Annotated in this window: 21 protein-coding genes and 2 pseudogenes; 14 read left to right on the top strand and 9 right to left on the bottom strand. The window is 56.9% G+C overall.

Annotation, left to right across the window (positions count from 1 at the left end; genetic code table 11):
- Positions 1-100: 100 nt before the first annotated feature.
- From J1N60_RS06895 to hepT, 4 genes are all read left to right on the top strand, one after another.
- Positions 101-322 carry a hypothetical protein gene (locus tag J1N60_RS06895; RefSeq protein ID WP_312911780.1) on the top strand — a complete coding sequence of 74 codons (222 nt, stop codon included), beginning with the start codon at positions 101-103 and terminating at the stop codon, positions 320-322.
- Complete coding sequence (locus J1N60_RS06890) at positions 315-1,208, top strand: DUF8008 family protein (protein WP_312911777.1); 894 nt, start codon at positions 315-317, stop codon at positions 1,206-1,208. The genes J1N60_RS06895 and J1N60_RS06890 overlap by 8 nt, the downstream gene beginning before the upstream one ends.
- Positions 1,209-1,467: 259 nt before the next feature.
- Entirely contained in the window at positions 1,468-1,932 is a 465-nt protein-coding gene (gene mntA / locus J1N60_RS06885) for a type VII toxin-antitoxin system MntA family adenylyltransferase antitoxin (RefSeq protein WP_312911775.1), read from the top strand.
- On the top strand, positions 1,929-2,381 hold the full coding sequence (hepT, locus tag J1N60_RS06880) for a type VII toxin-antitoxin system HepT family RNase toxin (RefSeq protein ID WP_312911774.1): 453 nt from the start codon (positions 1,929-1,931) through the stop codon (positions 2,379-2,381). The genes mntA and hepT overlap by 4 nt, the downstream gene beginning before the upstream one ends.
- Positions 2,382-2,459: 78 nt before the next feature.
- Here hepT and J1N60_RS20600 read toward each other — a convergent pair whose 3' ends face one another.
- The 3 genes from J1N60_RS20600 to J1N60_RS06870 form a co-directional block, all read right to left on the bottom strand.
- On the bottom strand, positions 2,460-2,804 hold the full coding sequence (locus tag J1N60_RS20600; RefSeq protein ID WP_425499343.1) for a toxin-antitoxin system TumE family protein: 345 nt from the start codon (positions 2,802-2,804) through the stop codon (positions 2,460-2,462).
- An 89-nt stretch (positions 2,805-2,893) separates the two neighbouring features.
- Positions 2,894-3,406 (bottom strand): DUF7342 family protein, encoded by a 513-nt coding sequence (locus tag J1N60_RS06875; RefSeq protein ID WP_312911772.1) that lies wholly within the window; start codon positions 3,404-3,406, stop codon positions 2,894-2,896.
- A 128-nt stretch (positions 3,407-3,534) separates the two neighbouring features.
- Positions 3,535-3,831, bottom strand: a complete 297-nt coding sequence (locus J1N60_RS06870; RefSeq protein WP_312911770.1) for a ribbon-helix-helix domain-containing protein — start codon at positions 3,829-3,831, stop codon at positions 3,535-3,537.
- A 396-nt stretch (positions 3,832-4,227) separates the two neighbouring features.
- Here J1N60_RS06870 and J1N60_RS06865 point away from each other — a divergent pair, with 396 nt between their 5' ends.
- Entirely contained in the window at positions 4,228-5,214 is a 987-nt protein-coding gene (locus J1N60_RS06865) for a GDP-mannose 4,6-dehydratase (protein ID WP_312911768.1), read from the top strand.
- 1,150 nt (positions 5,215-6,364) lie between these two features.
- Positions 6,365-6,697, top strand: coding sequence for a DUF5789 family protein (locus J1N60_RS06860; RefSeq protein WP_312911766.1), 333 nt, complete (start codon positions 6,365-6,367; stop codon positions 6,695-6,697).
- Between the two features lie 301 nt (positions 6,698-6,998).
- Here the strand turns inward: J1N60_RS06860 and J1N60_RS06855 are convergent, their stop codons facing one another.
- A complete protein-coding gene (locus tag J1N60_RS06855) occupies positions 6,999-8,300 on the bottom strand; it encodes a hypothetical protein (RefSeq protein WP_312911764.1) in 1,302 nt (433 codons plus the stop codon).
- Positions 8,301-8,696: 396 nt separating this feature from the next.
- Complete coding sequence (locus J1N60_RS06850; protein WP_312911762.1) at positions 8,697-9,323, bottom strand: helix-turn-helix domain-containing protein; 627 nt, start codon at positions 9,321-9,323, stop codon at positions 8,697-8,699.
- A gap of 178 nt (positions 9,324-9,501) precedes the next feature.
- On the opposite strand from J1N60_RS06850, the gene J1N60_RS06845 reads away from it, so the two are divergent.
- Both J1N60_RS06845 and J1N60_RS06840 read left to right on the top strand, forming a co-directional pair.
- The gene (locus J1N60_RS06845) at positions 9,502-9,870 is read left to right on the top strand and encodes a DoxX family protein (RefSeq protein WP_312911760.1); all 369 of its coding nucleotides are present in this window, start codon (positions 9,502-9,504) and stop codon (positions 9,868-9,870) included.
- Positions 9,871-10,101: 231 nt separating this feature from the next.
- Positions 10,102-10,701, top strand: a complete 600-nt coding sequence (locus J1N60_RS06840) for a nitroreductase family protein (RefSeq protein ID WP_312911758.1) — start codon at positions 10,102-10,104, stop codon at positions 10,699-10,701.
- 283 nt (positions 10,702-10,984) lie between these two features.
- Here J1N60_RS06840 and J1N60_RS06835 read toward each other — a convergent pair whose 3' ends face one another.
- From J1N60_RS06835 to J1N60_RS06825, 3 genes are all read right to left on the bottom strand, one after another.
- Positions 10,985-11,479: a hypothetical protein gene (locus J1N60_RS06835; RefSeq protein ID WP_312911756.1), complete on the bottom strand. Its 495-nt coding sequence runs from the start codon at positions 11,477-11,479 to the stop codon at positions 10,985-10,987.
- A 157-nt stretch (positions 11,480-11,636) separates the two neighbouring features.
- Complete coding sequence (locus J1N60_RS06830; protein WP_312911755.1) at positions 11,637-15,494, bottom strand: ATP-binding protein; 3,858 nt, start codon at positions 15,492-15,494, stop codon at positions 11,637-11,639.
- Positions 15,495-15,828: 334 nt separating this feature from the next.
- Positions 15,829-15,993, bottom strand: a complete 165-nt coding sequence (locus J1N60_RS06825; protein ID WP_312911753.1) for a hypothetical protein — start codon at positions 15,991-15,993, stop codon at positions 15,829-15,831.
- 266 nt (positions 15,994-16,259) lie between these two features.
- Here J1N60_RS06825 and J1N60_RS06820 point away from each other — a divergent pair, with 266 nt between their 5' ends.
- The 5 genes from J1N60_RS06820 (at position 16,260) to J1N60_RS06800 (ending at position 18,988) form a co-directional block, all read left to right on the top strand.
- Positions 16,260-16,640 (top strand): hypothetical protein, encoded by a 381-nt coding sequence (locus tag J1N60_RS06820; protein WP_312911751.1) that lies wholly within the window; start codon positions 16,260-16,262, stop codon positions 16,638-16,640.
- The gene (locus tag J1N60_RS06815) at positions 16,637-17,209 is read left to right on the top strand and encodes a hypothetical protein (RefSeq protein ID WP_312911749.1); all 573 of its coding nucleotides are present in this window, start codon (positions 16,637-16,639) and stop codon (positions 17,207-17,209) included. The genes J1N60_RS06820 and J1N60_RS06815 overlap by 4 nt, the downstream gene beginning before the upstream one ends.
- A gap of 137 nt (positions 17,210-17,346) precedes the next feature.
- The gene (locus J1N60_RS06810) at positions 17,347-18,273 is read left to right on the top strand and encodes an ArdC-like ssDNA-binding domain-containing protein (protein ID WP_312911747.1); all 927 of its coding nucleotides are present in this window, start codon (positions 17,347-17,349) and stop codon (positions 18,271-18,273) included.
- 126 nt (positions 18,274-18,399) lie between these two features.
- A complete protein-coding gene (locus tag J1N60_RS06805) occupies positions 18,400-18,678 on the top strand; it encodes a type II toxin-antitoxin system Phd/YefM family antitoxin (RefSeq protein WP_312911746.1) in 279 nt (92 codons plus the stop codon).
- Between the two features lie 10 nt (positions 18,679-18,688).
- Complete coding sequence (locus J1N60_RS06800; protein ID WP_312911745.1) at positions 18,689-18,988, top strand: type II toxin-antitoxin system RelE family toxin; 300 nt, start codon at positions 18,689-18,691, stop codon at positions 18,986-18,988.
- Between the two features lie 223 nt (positions 18,989-19,211).
- Here J1N60_RS06800 and J1N60_RS06795 read toward each other — a convergent pair.
- Positions 19,212-20,295: pseudogene (locus tag J1N60_RS06795) on the bottom strand (RNA-guided endonuclease InsQ/TnpB family protein); the annotation flags it as partial.
- Here J1N60_RS06795 and J1N60_RS06790 point away from each other — a divergent pair.
- A pseudogene (locus J1N60_RS06790) lies at positions 20,296-20,502 on the top strand (RNA-guided endonuclease TnpB family protein); the annotation flags it as partial.
- Positions 20,503-20,887: the final 385 nt, after the last annotated feature.

Raw genomic sequence — 20,887 nt, 5'->3', positions numbered from 1 at the left:
ACGAAACCATTTCGACTGAATCGATACAACCAAGAACTCTCTTCGAGCGCCCCGGCGACCTCGAGCAAGCCTACTGCGCCCTCTGCGAGGAGGTAAACCGATGATCATCCTCGAGTGGGCGCCACGCGATAATCAGCCCCAAAAGGTGGTATTCGACCCACAACCGGACCAGGACTGCACGTGGCTCCGGTGTGAGTACGAGCACCGCAACGGCGCGTGGCGCCTGTGTGGCTGTGAGCCCCTCGAGTCGCTCTCGGTCGAACATCAAAGCACCGACCCCGCGACCGACCGCTCGAGCCAGGGTGGTGAACACAATGAGTGAGGCCCTCGAGGCCATCCGCGAGCGCCTCTCCGCGCTCGAGCGGGAGAACGACCACCTCGCCGACCGCGTCGAACGGCTCGAGACCGACCTCGAGGAGGCACACGAGACGATCGCCAGTCTCGAAACTCAGACCGACCGCCTCCAGACGACGAACGCCGCGCTCGAAACCGAGGTCGAAGAACTCAGCGAGCGCCTCAACATCCACAACAAAGACCTCACCCGCGTCGACGCGCTGACCGAGGCCACCCGCAAGCGCACCGGGGCGAACAAGGTCCGCCTCGAGGAACTTCAGGAAAGGGAACTCGAGAAAGGCGCCCACCTCCGAACCGAAACCGTTGATGAACACGCACTCGAGATCCAGGGCGGCCACCTCGAGCGGATCACCAAAGATGACGGGCAGACGTACTTCCGCGTACCGGAGAGCGCGGACCCACTCGACAGTGGGAGCGTCTCGCTGGCCTACGGCGACCTGCTCCCAATTCAGCAACTCGCCCGGATGGACGAGGATATGCGTCGCTCGACGGCCAAGGCGTTACCGACGCGATTAGCCACGAAGCTGTGGCAGACACGCGTCGACTCGAGTGTCGGCGACAATCCCTGGGAGCCCGGCAGGAAGGAAATTCGTGAGTACGTCAAAGCGAGCGACCTCAAACACTGGATCCGCCGACAGGAGCCCGGGACGAGCGAGACCTACGCGAAAAAGCTCGTCTCGCGAACCATCGATTCCATCCTCGAGCTCTCGAACCATCGTGTGGCCGTCCGGAAACGCACTGAACGAAAGAACGGCCTCGAGTACATCGAACGGCGCCTCATTATTCCAGCGGACGTCGAGATCCCTGGAGAGACCACAACCCCAGCGCCGGAGACAGCTGGCGTCCTCGGATAGCCGTGGACGCCCCTGAGTAAGAACCCTCGAGAGAGACGATCACTCTCATAGACACGACCGAGACACGGACTGGCGCGGCGTGCTGGTGGGTTGGGTACTGGCAAGTGGGTCTCTCGAGCAGTCTTCGGCAGTCACCAGGGAGACGCACTCGAGTGTGGTACCGAAGACGACGACTGTCCATGGAACCTCAACGGCTCTTCGAACCTGGTACCCACGTGAGACAAACGATTTTAACCGTTCCCTGTGTACAGTTAGAATAATGGGGCCGACACCACCTTCAGATACAGGTTCGAACACGCCTCTCGAGCGTGAGATCGACCTCGAGGAGCTCACCTGTGTCCTTGAAGGATACCCAGTTCGCCTCGCGATACTGTTTGGCTCGACGGTTCACGGGACGGCCACCGACCAGAGTGATATCGACATTGCTGTTGCGTTCGAGTCCGATCTCGATCCGACTGAACGCCTCGAGCAGCGCATTTCACTCATTGTGTCACTCACTGATGCGCTTGAAACTGACGCCATCGACGTTGCTGACCTCGAGGGAATCAATTCAGGTATTGGTCTGGCAGCGCTCGAAAACGGCTACGTCCTTGTCGACAATCCCGCCCTTCGTGAGCACCTCAAAGAAAAATATGAAGGCTCATATCCGGAAGGCGACGAGACTCACGAAGAGCGAATGCGTCGGTTTGATTCGTTGCTAAGCCGATTGGAGGGGCGGGTGTGAACGTCTCCCCGCAAGACGAAATTCGCATCCTCGAAAAAGCCGCCTACATCGAAGAGGCAGTGACGGTGTTAGCTCGAAAACAGTCGCTTGATGCAAAGGCCTATCAGGACGATCGGGAAGAACGAGCCATCGTCGAACGTGAGTTTCAGACGACCATCGAAGCGTGTATTGACATTGCGGGTATCCTCATTGTTGCTGCAGACGCACCAATGCCCGAAACGTACGCTGGTCGGTTTGCAAGCCTTCACGAATTGGATGTCCTCTCACACGAAACGAGCGAACGGATGCGACAAGCTGCGGGGTTTCGGAACGTGCTAGCCCACAACTATGGAACTGATATCGACGATATGGTCGTGTATCAGCACCTACAATCGGAACTCGAGTGGTTTGTTCGATACCTACACGAAATCAAAGCTACTCTCGAAAACACGTCAGTAGAAAATAACTAAACTTCCGAGAGTACGCGGATTTTCATCGGAATTTTCGAAAGCGCCAGAAGCCGATAAACACCGCCTGAGTCTGCCCGCCTACTGCTGTTCCCACAGCGTCTCGATATGCTCCTCGAGAAAATCGAGGACGAGACGACACACCTCTCGATGGTCAGTCGGCCACTGGGCGTCTTGTGCATCGATGCAACTGGCATCTGGTGGTGGGTGGAAGTGATCCCGTGAATTGTGCGTGTTTGGATGGCGGTCCCATCGACACGTCCACGTCTCGGTCTGTCGGTCCTCTTGGTAGTGGATACTGAAGTCATCGTTCGTATACCAGCGTATCTCAAAGCGCATTGAGGCCTCACTCGGGTAGTAGTCACCGGATAATTCGACTTGGAGGTACAGCTTTCCTTCCTCGATAATTGCTGCGGATTCGGCCAGGCGACTCCCAGTGAATCGTGAACGCATCTGTTCCATCACAGCCCGATCTAATGGCGCAGGACTTGCGCCGTTGTCCACAGGCACCATCGTTAGCCGCGTGATGGGGCCGTCGAACCGGCGACCTTTCTCCGGGCGCGTTCGTGCAGGCGGCGTTCTTCGAGTGCGGTGGCCCAATCACCAAGCTCTCGGTAGATGTCGTCGACTGCGTCGAACTCGAGGACATCGACGTCGGCAGGCGAGCCAGCCTCGTATTTATCGCGGTACGTTTCGATCTGATTGGTTAGCTCCGATACGCGACTCTGCAACTCATCGACGGTGTTTTCCCGCGAGAGTTTGCTCACCCGTCGCCACTCGAAATAGTCGTCATTGCGCTCGTATCTGGCTGGCCGCCCGTCGTGTCGTATGACGATGCCGAGGTCGGCATAGAAGGATAAATGTGCTCGAGCGGATTCTTCCGAGCAGTCCGCTCGGTCGGCGATCTCGGCAGCCGTCATCGGCTCTCGGGCGTGTAGTACGGCCCCGTATACACGTTGCTTCGTATCTTCGTCCTCGAACGGCCGATCGAACGGCGGTGGGCCGTCACGGTGGGCGTCGTCTGACATACTTCTCCCAACGGGTGTAACACATATATTCCTTTCTTCAGCCAAAATATATTGCCTTTCTTCTGATCCGCTCTGTGATGAGATACTCGTACTAGCAACTACCGGTGGATTTCCGGTCCCGTTCGCCGTCACTGGCTGCCATCCGTGTCCTCGTTCAGACGCGCTCGAATCTCGCCGCTGCTATAGGTTCGTCCCTCGCCGGTTGCCAGTTGATGCTCGCTGGCAGCGATATCCTTCCAGCCCTTCCGCGAGAACGAGGGGTGCTTGACGGCGTCTCGGAGCGCCCAACGGATAAACTCACTACGAGACGGGAAGTTTTCAGCACGCCAGGTCGCATCGAGATCGTCGAGGAACGCCTGCGGAATCTTCAGCGTGATCGTTGTCATGTTGGGGTCATCATTAACCCCAGCGTCAGCATCAGACATACGTCTGTATTACGTCTGTATTACCATAAGCATTGCTGGTATGTCGAACGAGCTATCGGTGTGTTGTTCTCACACAGGGACGACCGAGACACAGACTGGGGGCGGTATCTAGAGGACGGGACTGGCTATTGGATCTCTCGAGCAGTCCTCCGCAATCTATAGGGAGAAGCGCTTGAGTGCAGATGAAGACGACGACTGTCCACGGAAACTCGAGAAGATCTTTAGGACGAGATGGCAGACCTCTCGATGGTCAGTCTGCCACTGGGCGTCTTATGCATCGGTGCGACTGGCAGCTGGTGGTGAGTGCTCGCGAGAAGACGAGGACAAACAGTCGCTTCGCGAACCCGGAAGCGAATGCGGTTCCTTTTTGTATCACCGAACGTACTCGTTCGAGCAATGAACGTTCTCGTCACGGGTGGCGCAGGATTCATCGGCGGGCACATCGCCGAAGGGGTAGCCAGCGGCGGCCACGACGTCACGGTCCTCGACAACCTCGAGCCCTACTACGACCTCGGGATCAAGGAACACAACGTCGACGCGGCGAAGTCCGTGGCCAAAAGCGCCGACTCGAGCTACGAGTTCGTCGAGGGTTCGGTCACCGACCAGTCCCTCCTCGACGACCTGGTCGCCGACGCCGACGTGGTCTACCACCAGGCCGCCCAAGCCGGCGTCCGAAAGAGCGTCGAGGAACCGGCGAAAGTCAACGCCTACAACGTCGACGGAACGGTCAATCTGCTCGAGGCCGCCCGCAACCACGATCTCGAGCGCGTCGTCGTCGCCTCTTCCTCCTCTGTCTACGGCAAACCGGAGTACCTCCCCTACGACGAGGACCACCCGACGAATCCGGTCAGTCCCTACGGCGTCTCCAAACTCGCCACGGAACAGTACGCGCGCGTCTACAGCGAGATTTATGGCCTACCAACGGTCTCACTGCGATATTTCACCGTCTACGGGCCACGAATGCGCCCGAACATGGCCATGACGAACTTCGTCTCGCGGTGTCTCCACGGCGAGCCCCCGGTGATCTATGGCGACGGCTCGAAGACGCGCGATTTCACCTATATCGAGGACATCGTCGGCGTCAACGAACAGCTGCTCACCGACGACAGTGCAGACGGCGAGATTCTGAACGTCGGTTCGACAGACACCATCGACGTGCTCACGCTTGCCGAGGTCATCCGCGACGAAATCGATCCCAGTCTCGAGCTCGAGTTCAGCGACCCGCGAGAGGGCGACGCCGAACACACCCACGCCGACATCTCGAAGGCCAACGAGTTACTCGGCTACAAACCGAGCGTCGACATCCGCCAGGGCGTCGCCAAATTCATCGACTGGTACCAGGAGAATCGGGAATGGTATGACCCGCTCGTCCGCTCATCCTGAGGTCTATGAGGATTATGAGGGAAACTATTCTCACTTCCTCTAATCGGAAATATGCGTTGCCGTACCAAGGTTTGTGAGCGGCTGCCTCGGTCCATCCACTAAATCGATGAGATCGAACTCTATCCGAGGAGGTCACCGACTTTGCGATCGCCGACGACCGTCGCATCAACGGCGACACGTTCGATCATAACCACGACAGTGGTCCGGAAGATGTGTGTAAAGGTGATCTAAAGACGAATCTAGGAAGAGATCATGGAGTAGGCGATTATCGCTCGAGATAGCGTCCAGGACAGAGGGAGGCGTGAGCAGGACAAAGAGAGTAACCCGAAAAGAGGGGAAAGTCACGCTCTCAAAAGTTCATAATCGGTTTCTGTCTTGCGTTTTCCGAGTTAGAGGTAACCAGGATAAGAAACGCCACGAAGAGAGCCTCAGATCCAATCCACAAAATTGGATTCGGCGGTTTAGTACCTTCTCTGCAGGGATCTCACTCACCCACTCGAGTCGAACGTGTGACTGTCCAGTACACAATTCAAAAGTTCATAATCGGTTCCCTGCTATCGGTTTTGGGGTGCTAGACAACACTGGAATTACCGATGAGACTGAGACACTTTCCGAGAAGGTAAACATACCATAGAGCGCGTCTCGAGCCGGTTATGGACGTTTGACGCCTCGAGTCCTGCATCTACGCAGCAAGTACCGATCACGAAACGGACCTCGCTCGCCCATCAGTCTCGGCAATCACCAAAACATATGCGAACGCTCCCTAATCGCCTCGAGAGGCCTCTTACTCGACGATTGGGTCACAAGTCATACGCTCGAGGGAGATTCTTATCGTGCAACCTTTCCTAGACGATCTTCATAATCGGCCCTCGAAGAGAGACCAGACCTACTCTTCCGGACGTAGAACCCGATTATGAGTGATTTGAAACGCGAATAGTACGTTTTGTTGTAATCCTCAATAGATTACAAGAGTTGCCTGCTGAATACAGAGGATCTAGTCAGCCCATCGACCTTGTTCACTTCATCCAAACTGGGCAGGATCAACCGACATACATGGATACGAATGTACCGATCCCAGGAGAGGTCTGTGGAGGCGGTCGCACCGATGAGCGACCACACCGTTATCCGAATCGATCTCCTATTGTACGCGATGGCAGATGACAAACAGGGCCGGGACAAACAAGCAGATGACGAAGAGCGACGCCAGCAAGAGCGAGAAGTTGAGGAAGCACGTACCCGGGCCGATGAGGCCGAACCGATACCCAACGACACTGTTGAACAGCTTGATGAGCTTGATGAAGCACTCGAAACTCATGACTATCCAACCACGACGGATGACTTGATCGAGGCATATGGCGACTATGAAATCGAAACGCAGGATGGGTGGGAATCCCTTGAGGAAGTGCTTGGCCCGACCGACAACCAAACGTACGTTTCCGCCGATGACGTTCGAAGCCGGATACTGGGACGCATACGTCGCTGATGAATACGCCCCTACTCATCCCGTGCCTCGCCAGTCGGGCATGCCTGGCTCTGATACGCACCTCCTCTGTTCTGAGTGATCACTACCTTCGAAACCCGAACTGAATCTCGTACAACATTCTCGCCTGTACTGAGCGATCCCCAACTCTCGTAGATCCCCTCTCATCTCGTGGCACATTCGTGCCTTGTATTCAGCAGCGTCTGCATTACCTACTGAATTGCCGCCAGGACAGGCGTGCCGAATATAGAGTAGACATGCCTGTGATCGTCCTCCGTGTAATCGTTCCCGAATGTGAGAGCGATCAAGACGGGCTTTCCTCTTCGTGCCATCGCTGCATGTGCTCGGTATGGGTATCGAGGTATGCACCGGCTTTGAAATACGCGTCGTAGTAGTCCGTGTCAATATGGTGTGCCTGGACGCAACCAGGCAGCACCATCGTCGGCACCGTCCCCGGGAACTTCCCGTGTTTGTCGTAGACGTACTGGGCGATCTCGCCGAGACACTCGACCGTCTCGTCGTCGTATGGCTCGATCGAGCGCTTCACCGCCTCGCTGTCCTCCCACGGACCAGGCGTCGCCGGGTCGTAGGTGCCGCCCGGTCCGAACTTCCGCTCGACGAGTTCGTCGACCGCCGCGTGCATGTCTGAGTAGTACGGTGGACAGAGGCCCTCGTACCGGTCGTCGAGGCCCACTGGGTTCGGTACGGTCCAGTCCTCATCGTCGACGAACCGGAACCCGAGACCGTCGAGATCGTCACGCATCGGGGCACCGAACAGGCTCAGCTCGTTGATCCCCGCGAAATACAATCCGCCAAGTCCCATCGCCTGCATCGTGAGCACCATGTTGTGTGCCATGAACGCCAACTCGGCACAGTTCTGTTCCAGGGTGGCGCGTTCGAGGAAGGACAGCGGGAACGCCTTATCGGAGTCTAACAACCCCGATTCGATGTACGGCCCGAGGTCGCCGGCCGGTTCACCGATCTCGTCATCCATGATTACGTAGCCGTTCTCGACGAAAAGACAGAGGAGCGCCAGCATCTCTTCGCTGGCGTCGCCGACGGGCATGAACAGCGTCGACCCCGGCGTGTTGGTCCACCAGTGGTTCGGTTCGAGGATGTGACCGGACTCGGCGGGGATGTCCACCCGCTCGTCGTCGAGTTTCTCAGTGTGCGCTCTGGTCACTGCCATAATGCGTCCGGCGTCGTCTTCGAGGTCCATTGCCTCGCGGAGTCGGCTCGGTTCGACGCTCCGGGTGTTCGTTAGGTATGTGCCGTCGTCGTCGGTATAGAACAGAACCGGTGTGCCGATCCCGGCCGCCGTCGGTGCCGTTCGACCGGTCAACCGAACCGAGAAGTCGGTGTGTTCGTCCGGCCGATGCGGACCGAACGGAATCCCGTAGTGCCACCCGCTCACCCCGATCCCGGCAGCGACGAGGGCCGATTGCTCGAGGTCGGATAATGGAAGCGGGTCAGCGTCCGATTCAAACGCCAGCGGTCCCGAGGGAATCGACAGGCCACGACCGAACCGGCGGGACCGTCGCCCGAAAATGGCCTGAAGCAGTGGATACTCGAGCAGTTCGGTAAGGGATTGTGTGGTGTCAGGCATGATGACTCCTCAATGGGTTACCAGACATCAATTGTAGTGAGAGCACTTGCAGGTCTGGCAATATGCTGTCTGCCATGGGTTAGTTGACCTCAATTCTACTATGGGAACCAGTCACATAACGCCACCCCGTGAAACATCTGCAGGGGTTGAACAGGATTTATGATTTGACCAGGGAAACGGTGTGCTAGGGATCAATCCGCTGATGAACGATAGGTTCCTACTATCCAGCAGTTGCTGAACGTCCTGCTCAGATTCTGTCAGAAGGCGCGTGCTGAATACTGAGGATGAGTGCAGCAACGTAGTATCTGCAAGCGCTGTCGCTCTCGGCAAATTCGTCATCGAGTGTCCAACGACAATCGGATGAGACGAGAGCGATTCGTCTCCCTCTGTCGTCGTCTACGAGATGAATTCCTTGATAATCCGGCCTTCAGCTCGATGGAGAACACCACTAGCCGCCGATTGGTTGACCCCCAACGTTTCTGCAAGTTCGACGAGCGTACAGCCGCGGGGACTGTCGTAATAGCCCCGTTCAACCGCTTCAGTGATGACCTCCCGCTGGCGCTCGGTCAGAAGTCCGGTCGAGTCGTATGAGTGGGTTACCGACAGTATCTCGTACGAAATGTGAGCCGCTGCTAGCTCGGTAGTTAACTTCGACAACTGCTCTTGTGAGGCAGTTTGTACACCGGATGCCCATCCGTCTCGGATGATGAGCGGAAATCGCGGAAGGATCTCCATCGAACGTCTCGCCTCATACGTTGACGGCATCGGAAACACCAACTGGATCAGCACCATCCCGTCGTCAGAATGGAGTACTTCGTACGAGCGCACTTCCGGTGCGTCGTCGAACCGGCGAACGATGGCGTCCCCCTCCGATGTCGTTACCTCGATCAGCTCGAGCACGCCATCGTCTACGGGCTGGCTCGTCAGAATCTTGAACTCGGCGTCCGAGAAGTCGGTCGAGACACCAGCCAACCAGTTGTCGTCGTCTGCCCCGATCTCGACCCTCAGGTGTACACGGACCATACCACCGGAGTTGGTTGGCGAGTGGCTTAGCATGAGTTCCTATTGACTTAAAAAGGTGAATATATTCACGGGGAACTCCGTCGTCTCAACACGCGTAACAAACCCGTGCCTCTCGTCGGAGAGAGGGACGGAACGGTATGACTGAACACTCATTCGAATCGCGTGAGAAAAGTAGACTATGAGCACAATTGAAACAGCCATCTTCCTCGTGCAAGGGTTGCTCGGACTCATCATGCTAGCTGCGGGCATTGCGAAGCTAATCGGTATTGACCTCGTGGTAGCGGATTTCGACCGCTACGGCTATCCAAAGTGGTTCCGATTCGTTACTGGTGGCATCGAGGCTATTGGGGGTCTCGGCTTGCTCGTCGGACTCGTGTTCGCGCCGATTCTCGCTGTTCTCGGCGGACTGGTAATCGTCGTCACGATGGCCGGAGCCATCCTGACACATCTCTTCCGGGTTGACGATCCGTTCTGGAGATTCATCGGGCCAGCGATCTATCTCACCGTCGGACTCCTCGTGACGAGATTTTACCTACCGTCGTTCTAGCCATCGAAGTACGAGCAACAGTAGTTGCCCCGGTTACGGTAGGGACGGGAGTCGTAGGCACGATTCAGGCAGGATGGTCGTCCTCGATAACTACGCGGGCGTGAACCGCCTCGGGGTCAAGCCTCGAGGCACTCGCCTTGCTCATCTGTAGAACGCCGACCGAACCCACCAGCTGACCCTTCACGTCGGCATCCTACAGTACTATAGCAGGCGAGTTCGAACTGACCCAGTATGGATTACTACGAGGTCATCCACCGCCGTCGGATGGTCCGGAACTTTCGCGACGAGTCCATCGATGACGAGACGGTCGAACGGATCGTCAGCGCCGGTTTGCAGGGTCCCTCGGCCGGGTTTAGCCAGGGCTTCACCTTCCTCGCGCTGGAGTCACCCGAAGATCGCGAGCGTTTCTGGGCTACCAACGAACACAACGCCCAGCCCGAACGCATCCGTCGGGCACCGCTGGTGGTCATACCGTTCGCCTGCAAGGACGCCTATCTCGACCGGTACGCCGAGCCGGACAAGGGGTGGACCGACCGAGAGGAATCGCGCTGGCCGGTGCCGTACTGGTATATCGACACGGGGATGGCCGCATTGAATATCCTCCACGCCGCCGTCGCCGAGGAACTCGGTGCGCTGTTTTTCGGCATCCCTGACGAGGACTGGCCAGCGCTTCGGGACGCCTTCGACGTGCCTGAGGCGTATGACCCCATCGGCGCGATCGTTGTCGGCCATCCTATGGATGAGCAAGTCGAGAGTTCGGCCGATACTCGCCAACGGAAGAACGTCGAGGAACTCGTCCACGGCGGCGACTGGGACAGTCCGTTCCGTTGAGGGCCGCTATCCACGAAAAGCGGCTCTTGTCGGCATGGCGTTGAGGTAGTGACTGGGAAGGAAGGTTGCGATGTGGACGATCCATTACCAGTTTCTGCAAGCTCCGCGCCCTGTATCTTGCAGAGACTCGATGAACTCCCGAGTTGCTGTCAGAAGGAGCGTGACTGCTGGGGCGGCGTCTTGGCGTAGGTTTTCTCGACTCAAGGACCTCCGGAGGATCGATGGTTGCAGAACCCACCCTCTGACCACCGGCCTGTTTTATAATTCGACAACAATCAGAGGACTAGATGAGTTCGTCGAGAGGCCGGTCTGCACCGTCTTTGGTTTCAACATCTTCATCCGGCTCAATAGGGGGAGCATCGAATAGCTGGCTGCCACCCTGTTCTCGGGCAGCGAGCACGTCATCGATAATGGCCGCTGTTTCGTCGTCGATTTCTGGAATTTTGAGGGCTTCACTAACGTCTTCTGGCAAGTCTGGTCGCGGCGCATCCTGACGGCGTTCGATTTTCTCGGTGAAATAGAGATTTTCCTGTAGGGCACGCAAAACCGGGACGTACCGGAGGTAGCTGTACTCATCTACGAGGGTGATCCCGTAGCTGGTGAATCCCCAGAACTCCCGTGGGTCGTTACGCTCGGCCTCATCTCCACGGTATTTGTACTTCGCCATCACCTGCTTATCGGCAAGTCGGTCCTTCACTTGTCCCCGCAGGTTCGTGTTTTTCGACCGCTGCGAGGACATCGCGTTCGGAGTGTATGGGGGTAAACCGTCCTCGCTCATCACGCTTACTCTCGCTCATAACAATATACACACGCCCTATCGGTAAAATCCCATCTACTGTGGAGTAGAGGGAAAACCATATGTGAACTGGTAACCGGCATCCTTCTTGGTTCAAAGGAACAGCGTTGGCGTTCGTCCCTCAGACGGACCTGTTCGATCAATACTGCTCTCGAAGCCAGTCTGCAGGGTAAACAGCAGTCATTCCCGGGGTATCGATGCGGAACTGCTGGGGTGGCGTCGTCTTGGCGTAGGTCTTCTCGACGCGAGGCTCACCCTCTAACGGATCGTTGAGCGCAGAAAGCACTTTGTGGCCATCGGCCTGTCTCATAACGACCCATATCGCCTCCTCAGGCTCGCACGAAGCCATTTTATCGAAGTCTTCGGGAACGGCCCGGTGATAATCGTTATTGATCCGTTCGACTTCGGCGGTGACGACGATCTCGCCATCGGCGTCGACACCTGCGAGATCGAGGCGGTGTTGATCGTCGAGATCGTAGTATGGAATCACCTCTGTAACGCTCGAGTCAGCGCTCTGGGCGTACGCCGCCTCGAGATACTGGCGAGTCACCTCGATGCCGAAGACGTGCTGGCTGGACTCTTCGAGGTCGCCAGCGCCGTGGCCATAGTCGACGCCGCGTCGATAGCTCTCCCCAATGGCGTCGCGACCATCTGATGAAACGGTATAGAGTCGATGTGGATGGTCGGTATCGTGACGAAGGACGTCTGCATCGAGCAGTGGTGTGATATCGTCGTTGTCGATGCCGACGTACTCCTGGAGCCTGAGCATCGAGTCAGAGAGGATGTCGTACTCGAGGGGATCATATCGCAGCTGCTGGGCGTTGTAGACTGCCTGTAAGAACAGCAGTTGTCGATCACTCCACTCGGAAGCTTCGCGCTCGGCTGGCGTGAGTTTGAGATTGATTTCACAGACCGGGATATCGTCGGCGTCGACGTCCTCGAGGGAGTGACAGCACTCGATCGCTCGCTTCATCCCCTCGATCGTTGGGTCGTAGCGATTCTCACACTCACCACAACAGAGTGCGTCGATTGCCTCGTCGTAGACGACACAGTCAGGAAATCGCTTCGTATGGGGAAGAAGGGAGTCGACGCGGAGCGACGATTCATCGTGCCCTGATTCGTCTCCGTCAGAATCGTCTAATGAATCTGTGTGAGTAGCCTGGGTCGGTTCCGATTCGTGACCGAGACCCGAGCGTCTCCAGGTCTCGAGAGTGATGGACTCGAAGGCCGCGTCGAAGGCTCGTTTTTGCTCGCCCGTCAGTGGCTCATCGCTCGCTGGATGGCCGCGTGGTGGAGCTAACGAACGGCCGAGAAACGGCCGTGCCGGTGGCGCGCCGAATTCGGCAGCGGGGCGGATGAGCCACTCACCGTGACGAATTGCAGCGAGGCGTCGCGCTACCTTGTGGGGTTGGACGTCATCAGTCGCTAGCGTCTTCGCGAGGTCGTCTTCGATGCTGACGTTGCCGACGACGAGCGTGCCGATCTCGTTGAGCGCCTCTTCGTACGTCTGATTCGAGGGATCGGGCGAATCGAGCTGACTCGGAAACTGGACGCCCAGCATGATCGAGAGGCCGAAGGACCGGCCCTGGGAGAGCAGCGTATCCACCAACTGGGTGGCCGCAACGTCTTTCGCTTCCTCAAGATACAGGTTGACCTGCGGTGGGTTCGGTGGTGTATCCGGAGCTTCAGCACGGGCTTTCAACGCACTCCACATATTGGAGAGTAAGACGAGCGTGAGTGCTCGCTTGACTCGCTCTTCCATGCCACCGAAGTCGAAGATGACTACGCTGTCTTCGTCGATAACATCGATAAAATCGAAGTGTGGATTTCGAATCTGATCTGAGTCACGTTCTGATTTTATTTGTATCGCTTCTTCAGAACGTAATTCGCGACCAGCATCCTGGGCTGAGTCTTCGTGCTCAACGTCCGGATCTTCGAGGTGAACGTAATCAAACAGCGGTGCCAGTCGATCGTCCGTGGCAATCGTCTCGACTCGAGCGACGGCCCCACCGAGGACCATATTGAAGACGTCGCGATCGCGCTCGAGCAATCCCGCGAAGTACTCCGTGAGGCGTTCGTCTGAGGTCGGCGGCGGTGTTCGATCGCTCAGCGTTCGCTGAAGCGTGCTGTAGAGATCCTTGTGGGAGATCGCATCCGAACCATGGATGGGGTCGTACAACGCCCGGAGGTGATTACGGATGGCTTTGGTCGATTCGGTAGCGCTGTAATACTGTTCTTCGCCCAGGAGCCCCGCGAGAATTTCCTCGTAGTGCCCCGCAATCCGTGATCGGGCTTCCTCTCGAGAGAGACCCGCATCCAGAAGAGGGCCGATATCGAACAGCGAGAGCGCAGGGAGCATCTTCGTGAGATCGAAGTACTGGACGGTGTCGGCATCGAGGCCACCAGCGGCCGCGTAGTGCGCCTGAAGGTATTCTTCGGCCGTTCCCCCACCTTTGTAGTCGAACAGGATCTCCGGGCCAGCTGTGGCCGTCGTATTGGACAGCATGGCCCCAGCCGTGAGGACGGATTTCCCGGAGCCAGTATCACCGACGATGAACAGATGCCGGTCCTGCAACTCGGGCGGGAGGACGAACCGCTCACCAGCTGGCTGGCGATCGTCAGTCAACGGACGGCACAGCGCCTGTCCAGCCCCCGTGTAACGAGCAAGTTGCTGCGGGGCCGGAAGCGGGAGTCCAGTTCGCTCTGCATGTCGTGCCTCGAGGGCTCGCTGTCCGCGTGCAGTAAGCCCACCACCGTCCAGCAGGCAGAACACGGGCAGTTCCGTGGCGGAAACGACGATTCCTGAACTCTCGTGTGACTTCCACGGGAAACGGTTCCCGAGTTCGTCGTACGTTGGCTCGAGACAGGTTCGGTCGATGAGCGTCTCGTAGAGGTGCGTGCCAGGCGGGGTGAGACCCGTATGAAAATCGTCGTCGGTGACGACGTGGCCCGCAATTTCGTGAAAGTCCCCGCTAAGATGGGACAGCGCCCCTGCAAGGTTGTGTGCGACCTTGGTCACCGTCTCCGGGTCGTCCCTGGAGAGTACAACCGCTCGAGCGGACGCCTGAAAGGCGTGTCTGTGATCACGATGCTCGAGGGCCTCGAGGCGGTCTCGATAGGCCGGTGTGACCTCCCGGGGCTCTGTGCGCTCTTCTGGTGCTGGTCGCGGAAAGAGGAACTCTGAGAGTCGATCACCACTCGTGACAACCTCGCTCTCGAGTTCGAATCGATACTCGTCCGCGAGCGGTTGGAGAGAGCCTGCCGGTCGGCAGACCACCTGGTAGATGACTGGGACGTCACTCTCACAGAGCGTTTCGACGAGCGTTGCAAGCGGAACACGAGGTGAGTCAGCGTGTCGAGGCTCCTGTCTGGACCGGGTTGAGGATCGAGTACCCAATTCGTCGAACGACCTGAACGGCATGAGCCAATCGCGGCGTAACTGGGCCCGGCCGCGATACTCGACGCCGGCGACGAACGGATCTGAGGTGGAGACTCGTTCATCTGACCCTGTGTCCAACTCACTGTCGGGAGCGTTCAGGACCACCTCGAGATCGCGTGGATGCCACTCGACCCGCGTGAGTTCGTACGAGTTCGGAACGACCGTCCGACAGATACCTTCGAGATCATCGAGGAAGTCGTCGTCAGTCGTCCCGATCCGATACCGAATACTCGTATCCGTGTGCCCATCTGAGACGAGAAGCATCTCGACGACTGGCGTGTTCGAACGCCCGCGTAGCGAGTTCAACACGCCTGTTGCCGTCCGATCCTCGAGTCGCCTGTAGAGTAACTCCATCGCCTGGGCAACTGCACCGTACTCCAGCGAGTTCGTCGACGGTCGGATCTCGAGATACGTTCGCGAGCGTGGCGTCTCTTCGAGCGAACTGTCTGTCGTCTCGTTCTCTTTCGACGTCTCAGGCGGGCGATCATCGCTGTCAGCGGCTGTCTCGAGGTCACCCTGTGATGTGGTCTCAGAACTCGGCTCTGTTTCTTCGCCCATCGAGATTGACTCTGCAGGCGGCGTGGTGTGTTTTTCAGTCGCCATTGCTAGCTACGGAGTCGCCATCAAACGCGACGTCGTCACTCTGGAGATTGCGATAGAGCGGCCGTGTTCGAGTAACTCCAATACTCCGTAACTGGAGTAGGTCGTATTAAATTCGTATTCGAGTTCGTGTGACTATCATTACAACCGATAAGCGTGGCTCGTTGACCTGTGTGTGAAATTATATTCCAACCAATTCAACGCTCTACCCTTTCTTGAAGGGATCCTTATTCCGTTATCCAACAAACTGAGCGGGCGACTACAGAGGAACCGTTCAGCCCCCTTACCGAGTTCACTCGACCGGTTCGACCGTCTCCTTGCCACAGTGAGGGCAGTGATCGTAGTCATCGTCCACTGGCTCCTCACAGGACCGACATACGTACGACGTATCCTTACCTTCCATGAACGACTGTTTCGTTTCTTCGAACTTCTCCCCGGCCTTCCTGAATACATCCATTGTTCATAACAGGCTGGCAACCCGAATAAACGTTGGGACAAATATTCCCGATTGACCAACGACGAGTAACGAAACGAGCAGTCATTCACCCACGACTGAAGTCATGGGCCTCCTCCTTTGCAATTCTGCGAACAACGTATTGACAAACTCTGAAGCAAGTGGTTTTGCCGACGCCGAATCGTGTGCGAATCGACCCGGCATCCATGTGCAATCTATGTGCATCGGGAGAAACAATTATCCGTTCGTGTGCAGAACATGCACATGATATGAGTGCAAGTGACGATCCCCGACGAGTCCACTTCCAATCTCCAGAGTACCTTGTCGACCGGTTGGACGCGATCGCTGATCTCTTCGATAAAGACCGTACCGATCTGCTCGTGAACGCCATCCGTGAGTACATCGAGGACACGGCTGAGAGCAAGACATTCCAAAATCTGGTCGCGACGAAGTACTACAACGGGCAACTGGACTTCGAGACGGTCAAACAGTTAGTCGGTGCCGAAACTGCCCAGCAACTCCGTCTCCTCAAAGCAGATCTCGAGGGCGAGCCGTTCGACCTCGCTGCGCCCGATGACGTCGACATCTATGACGGGGATGCCGGGACCGTCGATCCTGAGAACGTGTCTGACGATGTCGACGAGCGATGAGCGGCCAGCTTCAGCTACGAACGGTGGTCGCTGATACGAGTGCACTTGTGAGCCTCGGTGTTCCTCGCGCCGATGCAGGATATGACAGCGGCACTAATCCGGATGCGCTCCAGTACCTGCTGACATCGTGTACCGTCTCTGTCCCACCCGAAGTTGTCTCTGAACTCCGTGATATCGCCCAGTATCAGGACATCCACGGAGCGGCGGCTAGCAACGTACTCGCCGCACAGAACCACTATACTGTCGAAGATCCCTACCAGCGGGCAGAGACGCCAGATTCTCGACCGACGTTTGGACTTGATGATGGTGAGACGGACGGTATCGTCCTCGCAAATGCACTCAGCGTCGATGGCTTTCTCACTGACGAGTTCGGCGGCACGAATTTCGCGCTCGTCCATGCAGCACTTACTGGGCCACGAATTATCCCCACCCCGCGGCTCATTACTGAGTACGCTCGTGCTGGCCACATGACTCACCAGGAAGCACGGGCTCTTATCACCGTGATCGGTCCACACCGGAGCTGGGACAACAGTCCGTATGTGACCCAACTTTTGCAACAGCTCGATTGAGCTGACCGTCGTTCCAGCCAGCTCTGTTTTGCCCACTTGAGCGACCATCGGCGTTACGAACATCTCGCTCGCAGTTCGAGCAATTATTGTGTGCCCTCACGGGTGAGGGCACTCCATTCGGTGTGCCTGTTCGACCAATGGCAACGAAACAACCCACAGTAGCGTCGTTCGAGGATACCGAAACTCGACACGACGAGATGAACGAGACGATTGAATCGTGGCTTAGCGACCTCGTCGACCTAATCGGCGAAGCACGAGGAAGTGAGGAGTTTAAACACTGGCTCGAGGTACAGAGTCGCTTTCACGACTATTCGCACCGCAATACGCTCTTGATCGCCCAGCAGTGTCCAACGGCAACACGCGTCGCCGGCTATCGAAGCTGGCAAACGAACTTCGACAGGCAGGTAAAGAAAGGAGAACGAGCAATCTGGATCTGGGCACCGATCACGGCTCGAAAATGCCCGTCGTGTGGGCTCTCGAAATCGCGTCACTCGAGTACTGGGTGTGAGTACACCGAAACACCTCCAGAGGAGTGGTCGAAAGGCCTCGTCGGATTCAAGCCCGTTCCAGTCTTCGATATCTCCCAGACGGAAGGCGAGGCGCTCCCGTCGCTCGAGACCGAAACAACGGGGGATGCTCACGAGATCGTTCCACTGCTCTATAAGGCAGGGAACGCGCTCGATATCGAGGTGACGATCGTATCTAAGGAAGCGTGGCCTTTCGGTTCGGCCAAAGGCGTCTGTGAGTTTCACAGTGACAGCCGACCTACCGTGAAAGTGCGTGAGCGTACAAACCTAGCTGACCTCGCGACGACGCTCGTGCACGAATACGCCCATGCACTGTTGCACGCAGATGATCTCAGCAAGGGCGAGCACGCGAGTCGCGAAGTCGAAGCCGAAGCAGTCGCCTACATCGTTGGTCGATACGTCGGACTCGATACGAGCGGTTCGGCGTTTTACCTGGCCGCGTGGCAAGGCGACGAACCTGAAACGGTGAGTGAACGTTTCGAGCGTATTCGCTCGAGTGCACATATAGTTATCAAACAGCTGGAGGCAATTGAGTAACGGGAAAACAGCGGTAGTTCACCACGAATTGTCCTTTCGGACCGACAGTGGCGGACAAAGAGGCAGAACTTGGCCACCACTACTAGCAGCGATAGTTCTATCAGTACCACCCACGTACCACGATACATGAGCACGGATACAGGCGACAACGGCGACATGGTGAAACTCAACGTCAAAGTTCCCAGACGACTTCTGGAGGAACTTGATGAATTAGCGGAGGAACTAAACTATACTAATCGATCAGAGTTCATCCGCGAGGTGCTTCGCGACACGACGGAGCCGATCCTAACACCCGGGGCACAAGAAGGCGTCTCCGAAGGCTACGCGGACGTGGCCGCGGGACGGACGATGTCGATCTCGGAAGCGAAGAACCGACTCGGCATCGACAACGACAGCGAGGAGTGAGGATTGTCGAGTGCCACACGACATTATTCTGACAGAGGCATTCTTTTCGACGGTAGAACAGTTCGAGACAGAAGATGCGAAGCGCGTTATCAATAAACTCGAAGGCATAAGGGACTTTCCCGACCACTTTCTCGACCGACTGAAGAACCACCCAGGGTACAAGCTCCGGGTCGGTGACTTCCGCGTGCTGATCGACTGGGACAAAGATAACGAGCAAATCTACGCCATCGACGTCTTCGAGCGCAAGAAGGAATATCGGGAGCTCGGGAAGTACCGTGAGGTCTGGGGGTCCTGGCGCGACGACGAGTAGCATAGGAGATGGCGAGTCAGGGACTTTCACGCAGTCGATAGATGAGATTCTCAAAAGCGGTACGAGCGGCTTCAAGAACTCAACAGTGAATGGGATGCCCCGACGATTACCTGAAGTTCAGCAACTGAAAGAGCATAAACCGTCGACCCCCTCGAACTGATTGACATCCTCCCGCGCCTGAAGACGCGGGAATCCCACGGCACCGCACCGCTGAGTTGGGATATTAGGGTTCGCGGTTAGCAACCTGTTCTCGTGGGGCGAAGCGGCCCTCACTACAGTCGAACAGGTGAACCGCTGGCTGTGCCAACCAGCCGTTATCCCTATCTCCCCCATCGCAGGCAAGACTCGGGAGTACCTTTCCGCCGAATGTTCTCCGCACCATTCACGTCCGCGTTTGCAACCGTATCACACGTCTCACACACGTACAACCCGCGTTCGATACGCTGAGTATCGTCTGTGTGGCCGCACGCCGAACACGACTTCGACGTATCGCGTTCAGACACCAACTTCACGTCAATACCTTCGGCTTCCGCCTTGTACTCAAGGAGCGTCGTGAAGCGGTCAAACGCCCATCCATGCAGGTCGAAATTGCCGTGGTCGCCCCAGTTACGGGATTCGCCGTTCTCGTCGTCTTCTCGGATACCACCGAGATCGCCAACGACAAGCGTCCCGACACTCCGTTCGACACACTCCTCCACGATTGCTTTCGAGAGGGTATGCAAGAAGTGCGTCCGACGACCAGTCCGCTTCCGATCAAGACGAGTGGCCTCTCGGGATGAGGAATCGTCGCACTTGGCTTTCTTCTTCGTGAAGTAGTATTCGTCCTCTTTGAGTGCGCCACCGGGGTACAACACCGACTCGCCGCCGAACGAGACGACGGCGAAGTTGCATATCCCGAGGTCAACACCGGCCACTTCGTCGCCCGGCGGTTCCGGGTTGATGGTGGTTCGGCAGACGAATTGCAGTCGCCACTCGTCGCACTTGTAGACGGCGCGAACCTGTTGAATGTCCCAGTCGGTCAGGTCAACGTCCGGGCGAGTCTGATACTCGCACAGAATGAAGTCCGAACGGTGTTCTTTGAGGTTACGGCCTTTTGAGAGACGGACACGGGTGAACTGTGCGTCGTGCTTGAAGCCAGCCGTTTTGAACGACACGGTTGAACGTGGGTGGGAGTCTCCGTTTTTACGGAAGCCGGGCGGTCGGGCACGGTCGTCGTTCCGACGCTTGCCGAACCAGCCGTTGAACGCTTCAGCGAGTTCTTCGAGAACGCGCTGACTGGATTGAGAATGCAAGTCCGTGTAGCGTTGGCCAATGCGGACGTGAACGGCGCGGAGAACATTCGGCGGAAAGTAACTCCGAGTCTCGCCACGGATGGCGTTGACGAGACGCACAGCGTCTCGTCCGCACACCAGAACGCGAAGCGTTCTGGGGACGGCGATAGGAGTAACGGCTGGTTGGCACAGCCATCGACTTTCGTGTTCGATACAGAGAGCGGTTGCTTTGCACCGCGATAACACGTGGGCTCGTAAACCCTAATATCTCAACTGCGGTCGGGATTCCCGCGTCTTCAGGCGCGGGAGGATGTCAATCTAACGGCCAGAAAGGACGCGAGAGACGTTCTTCATGCTGTTCCTGTGTGAATATTGTTCAAACAGTTGTAGGAATACTCAATGTGCTTCGATCACGAGGAAGGCATCCTGTGGTCGCATCACCGGTGTTGGTTGCTTAATCGGATAAAAAGAATTGATTACAAAATTGTAATTTGAATTCTCAGATCAATCTTGTAGATGAGAATTTTGTATCCGAGAGGTTCCACGGCTGTCAGCCAATTATCAGCGATAGGCAAAGCTCGATGTCCTATCTCTGTCTAGAGGAGTGCAAATGATTATTACGGAACCA

This window comes from Natronosalvus caseinilyticus (assembly GCF_017357105.1).
Lineage (GTDB): Archaea > Halobacteriota > Halobacteria > Halobacteriales > Natrialbaceae > Natronosalvus > Natronosalvus caseinilyticus.
This window is presented reverse-complemented; position numbering and strand designations above follow the sequence as displayed.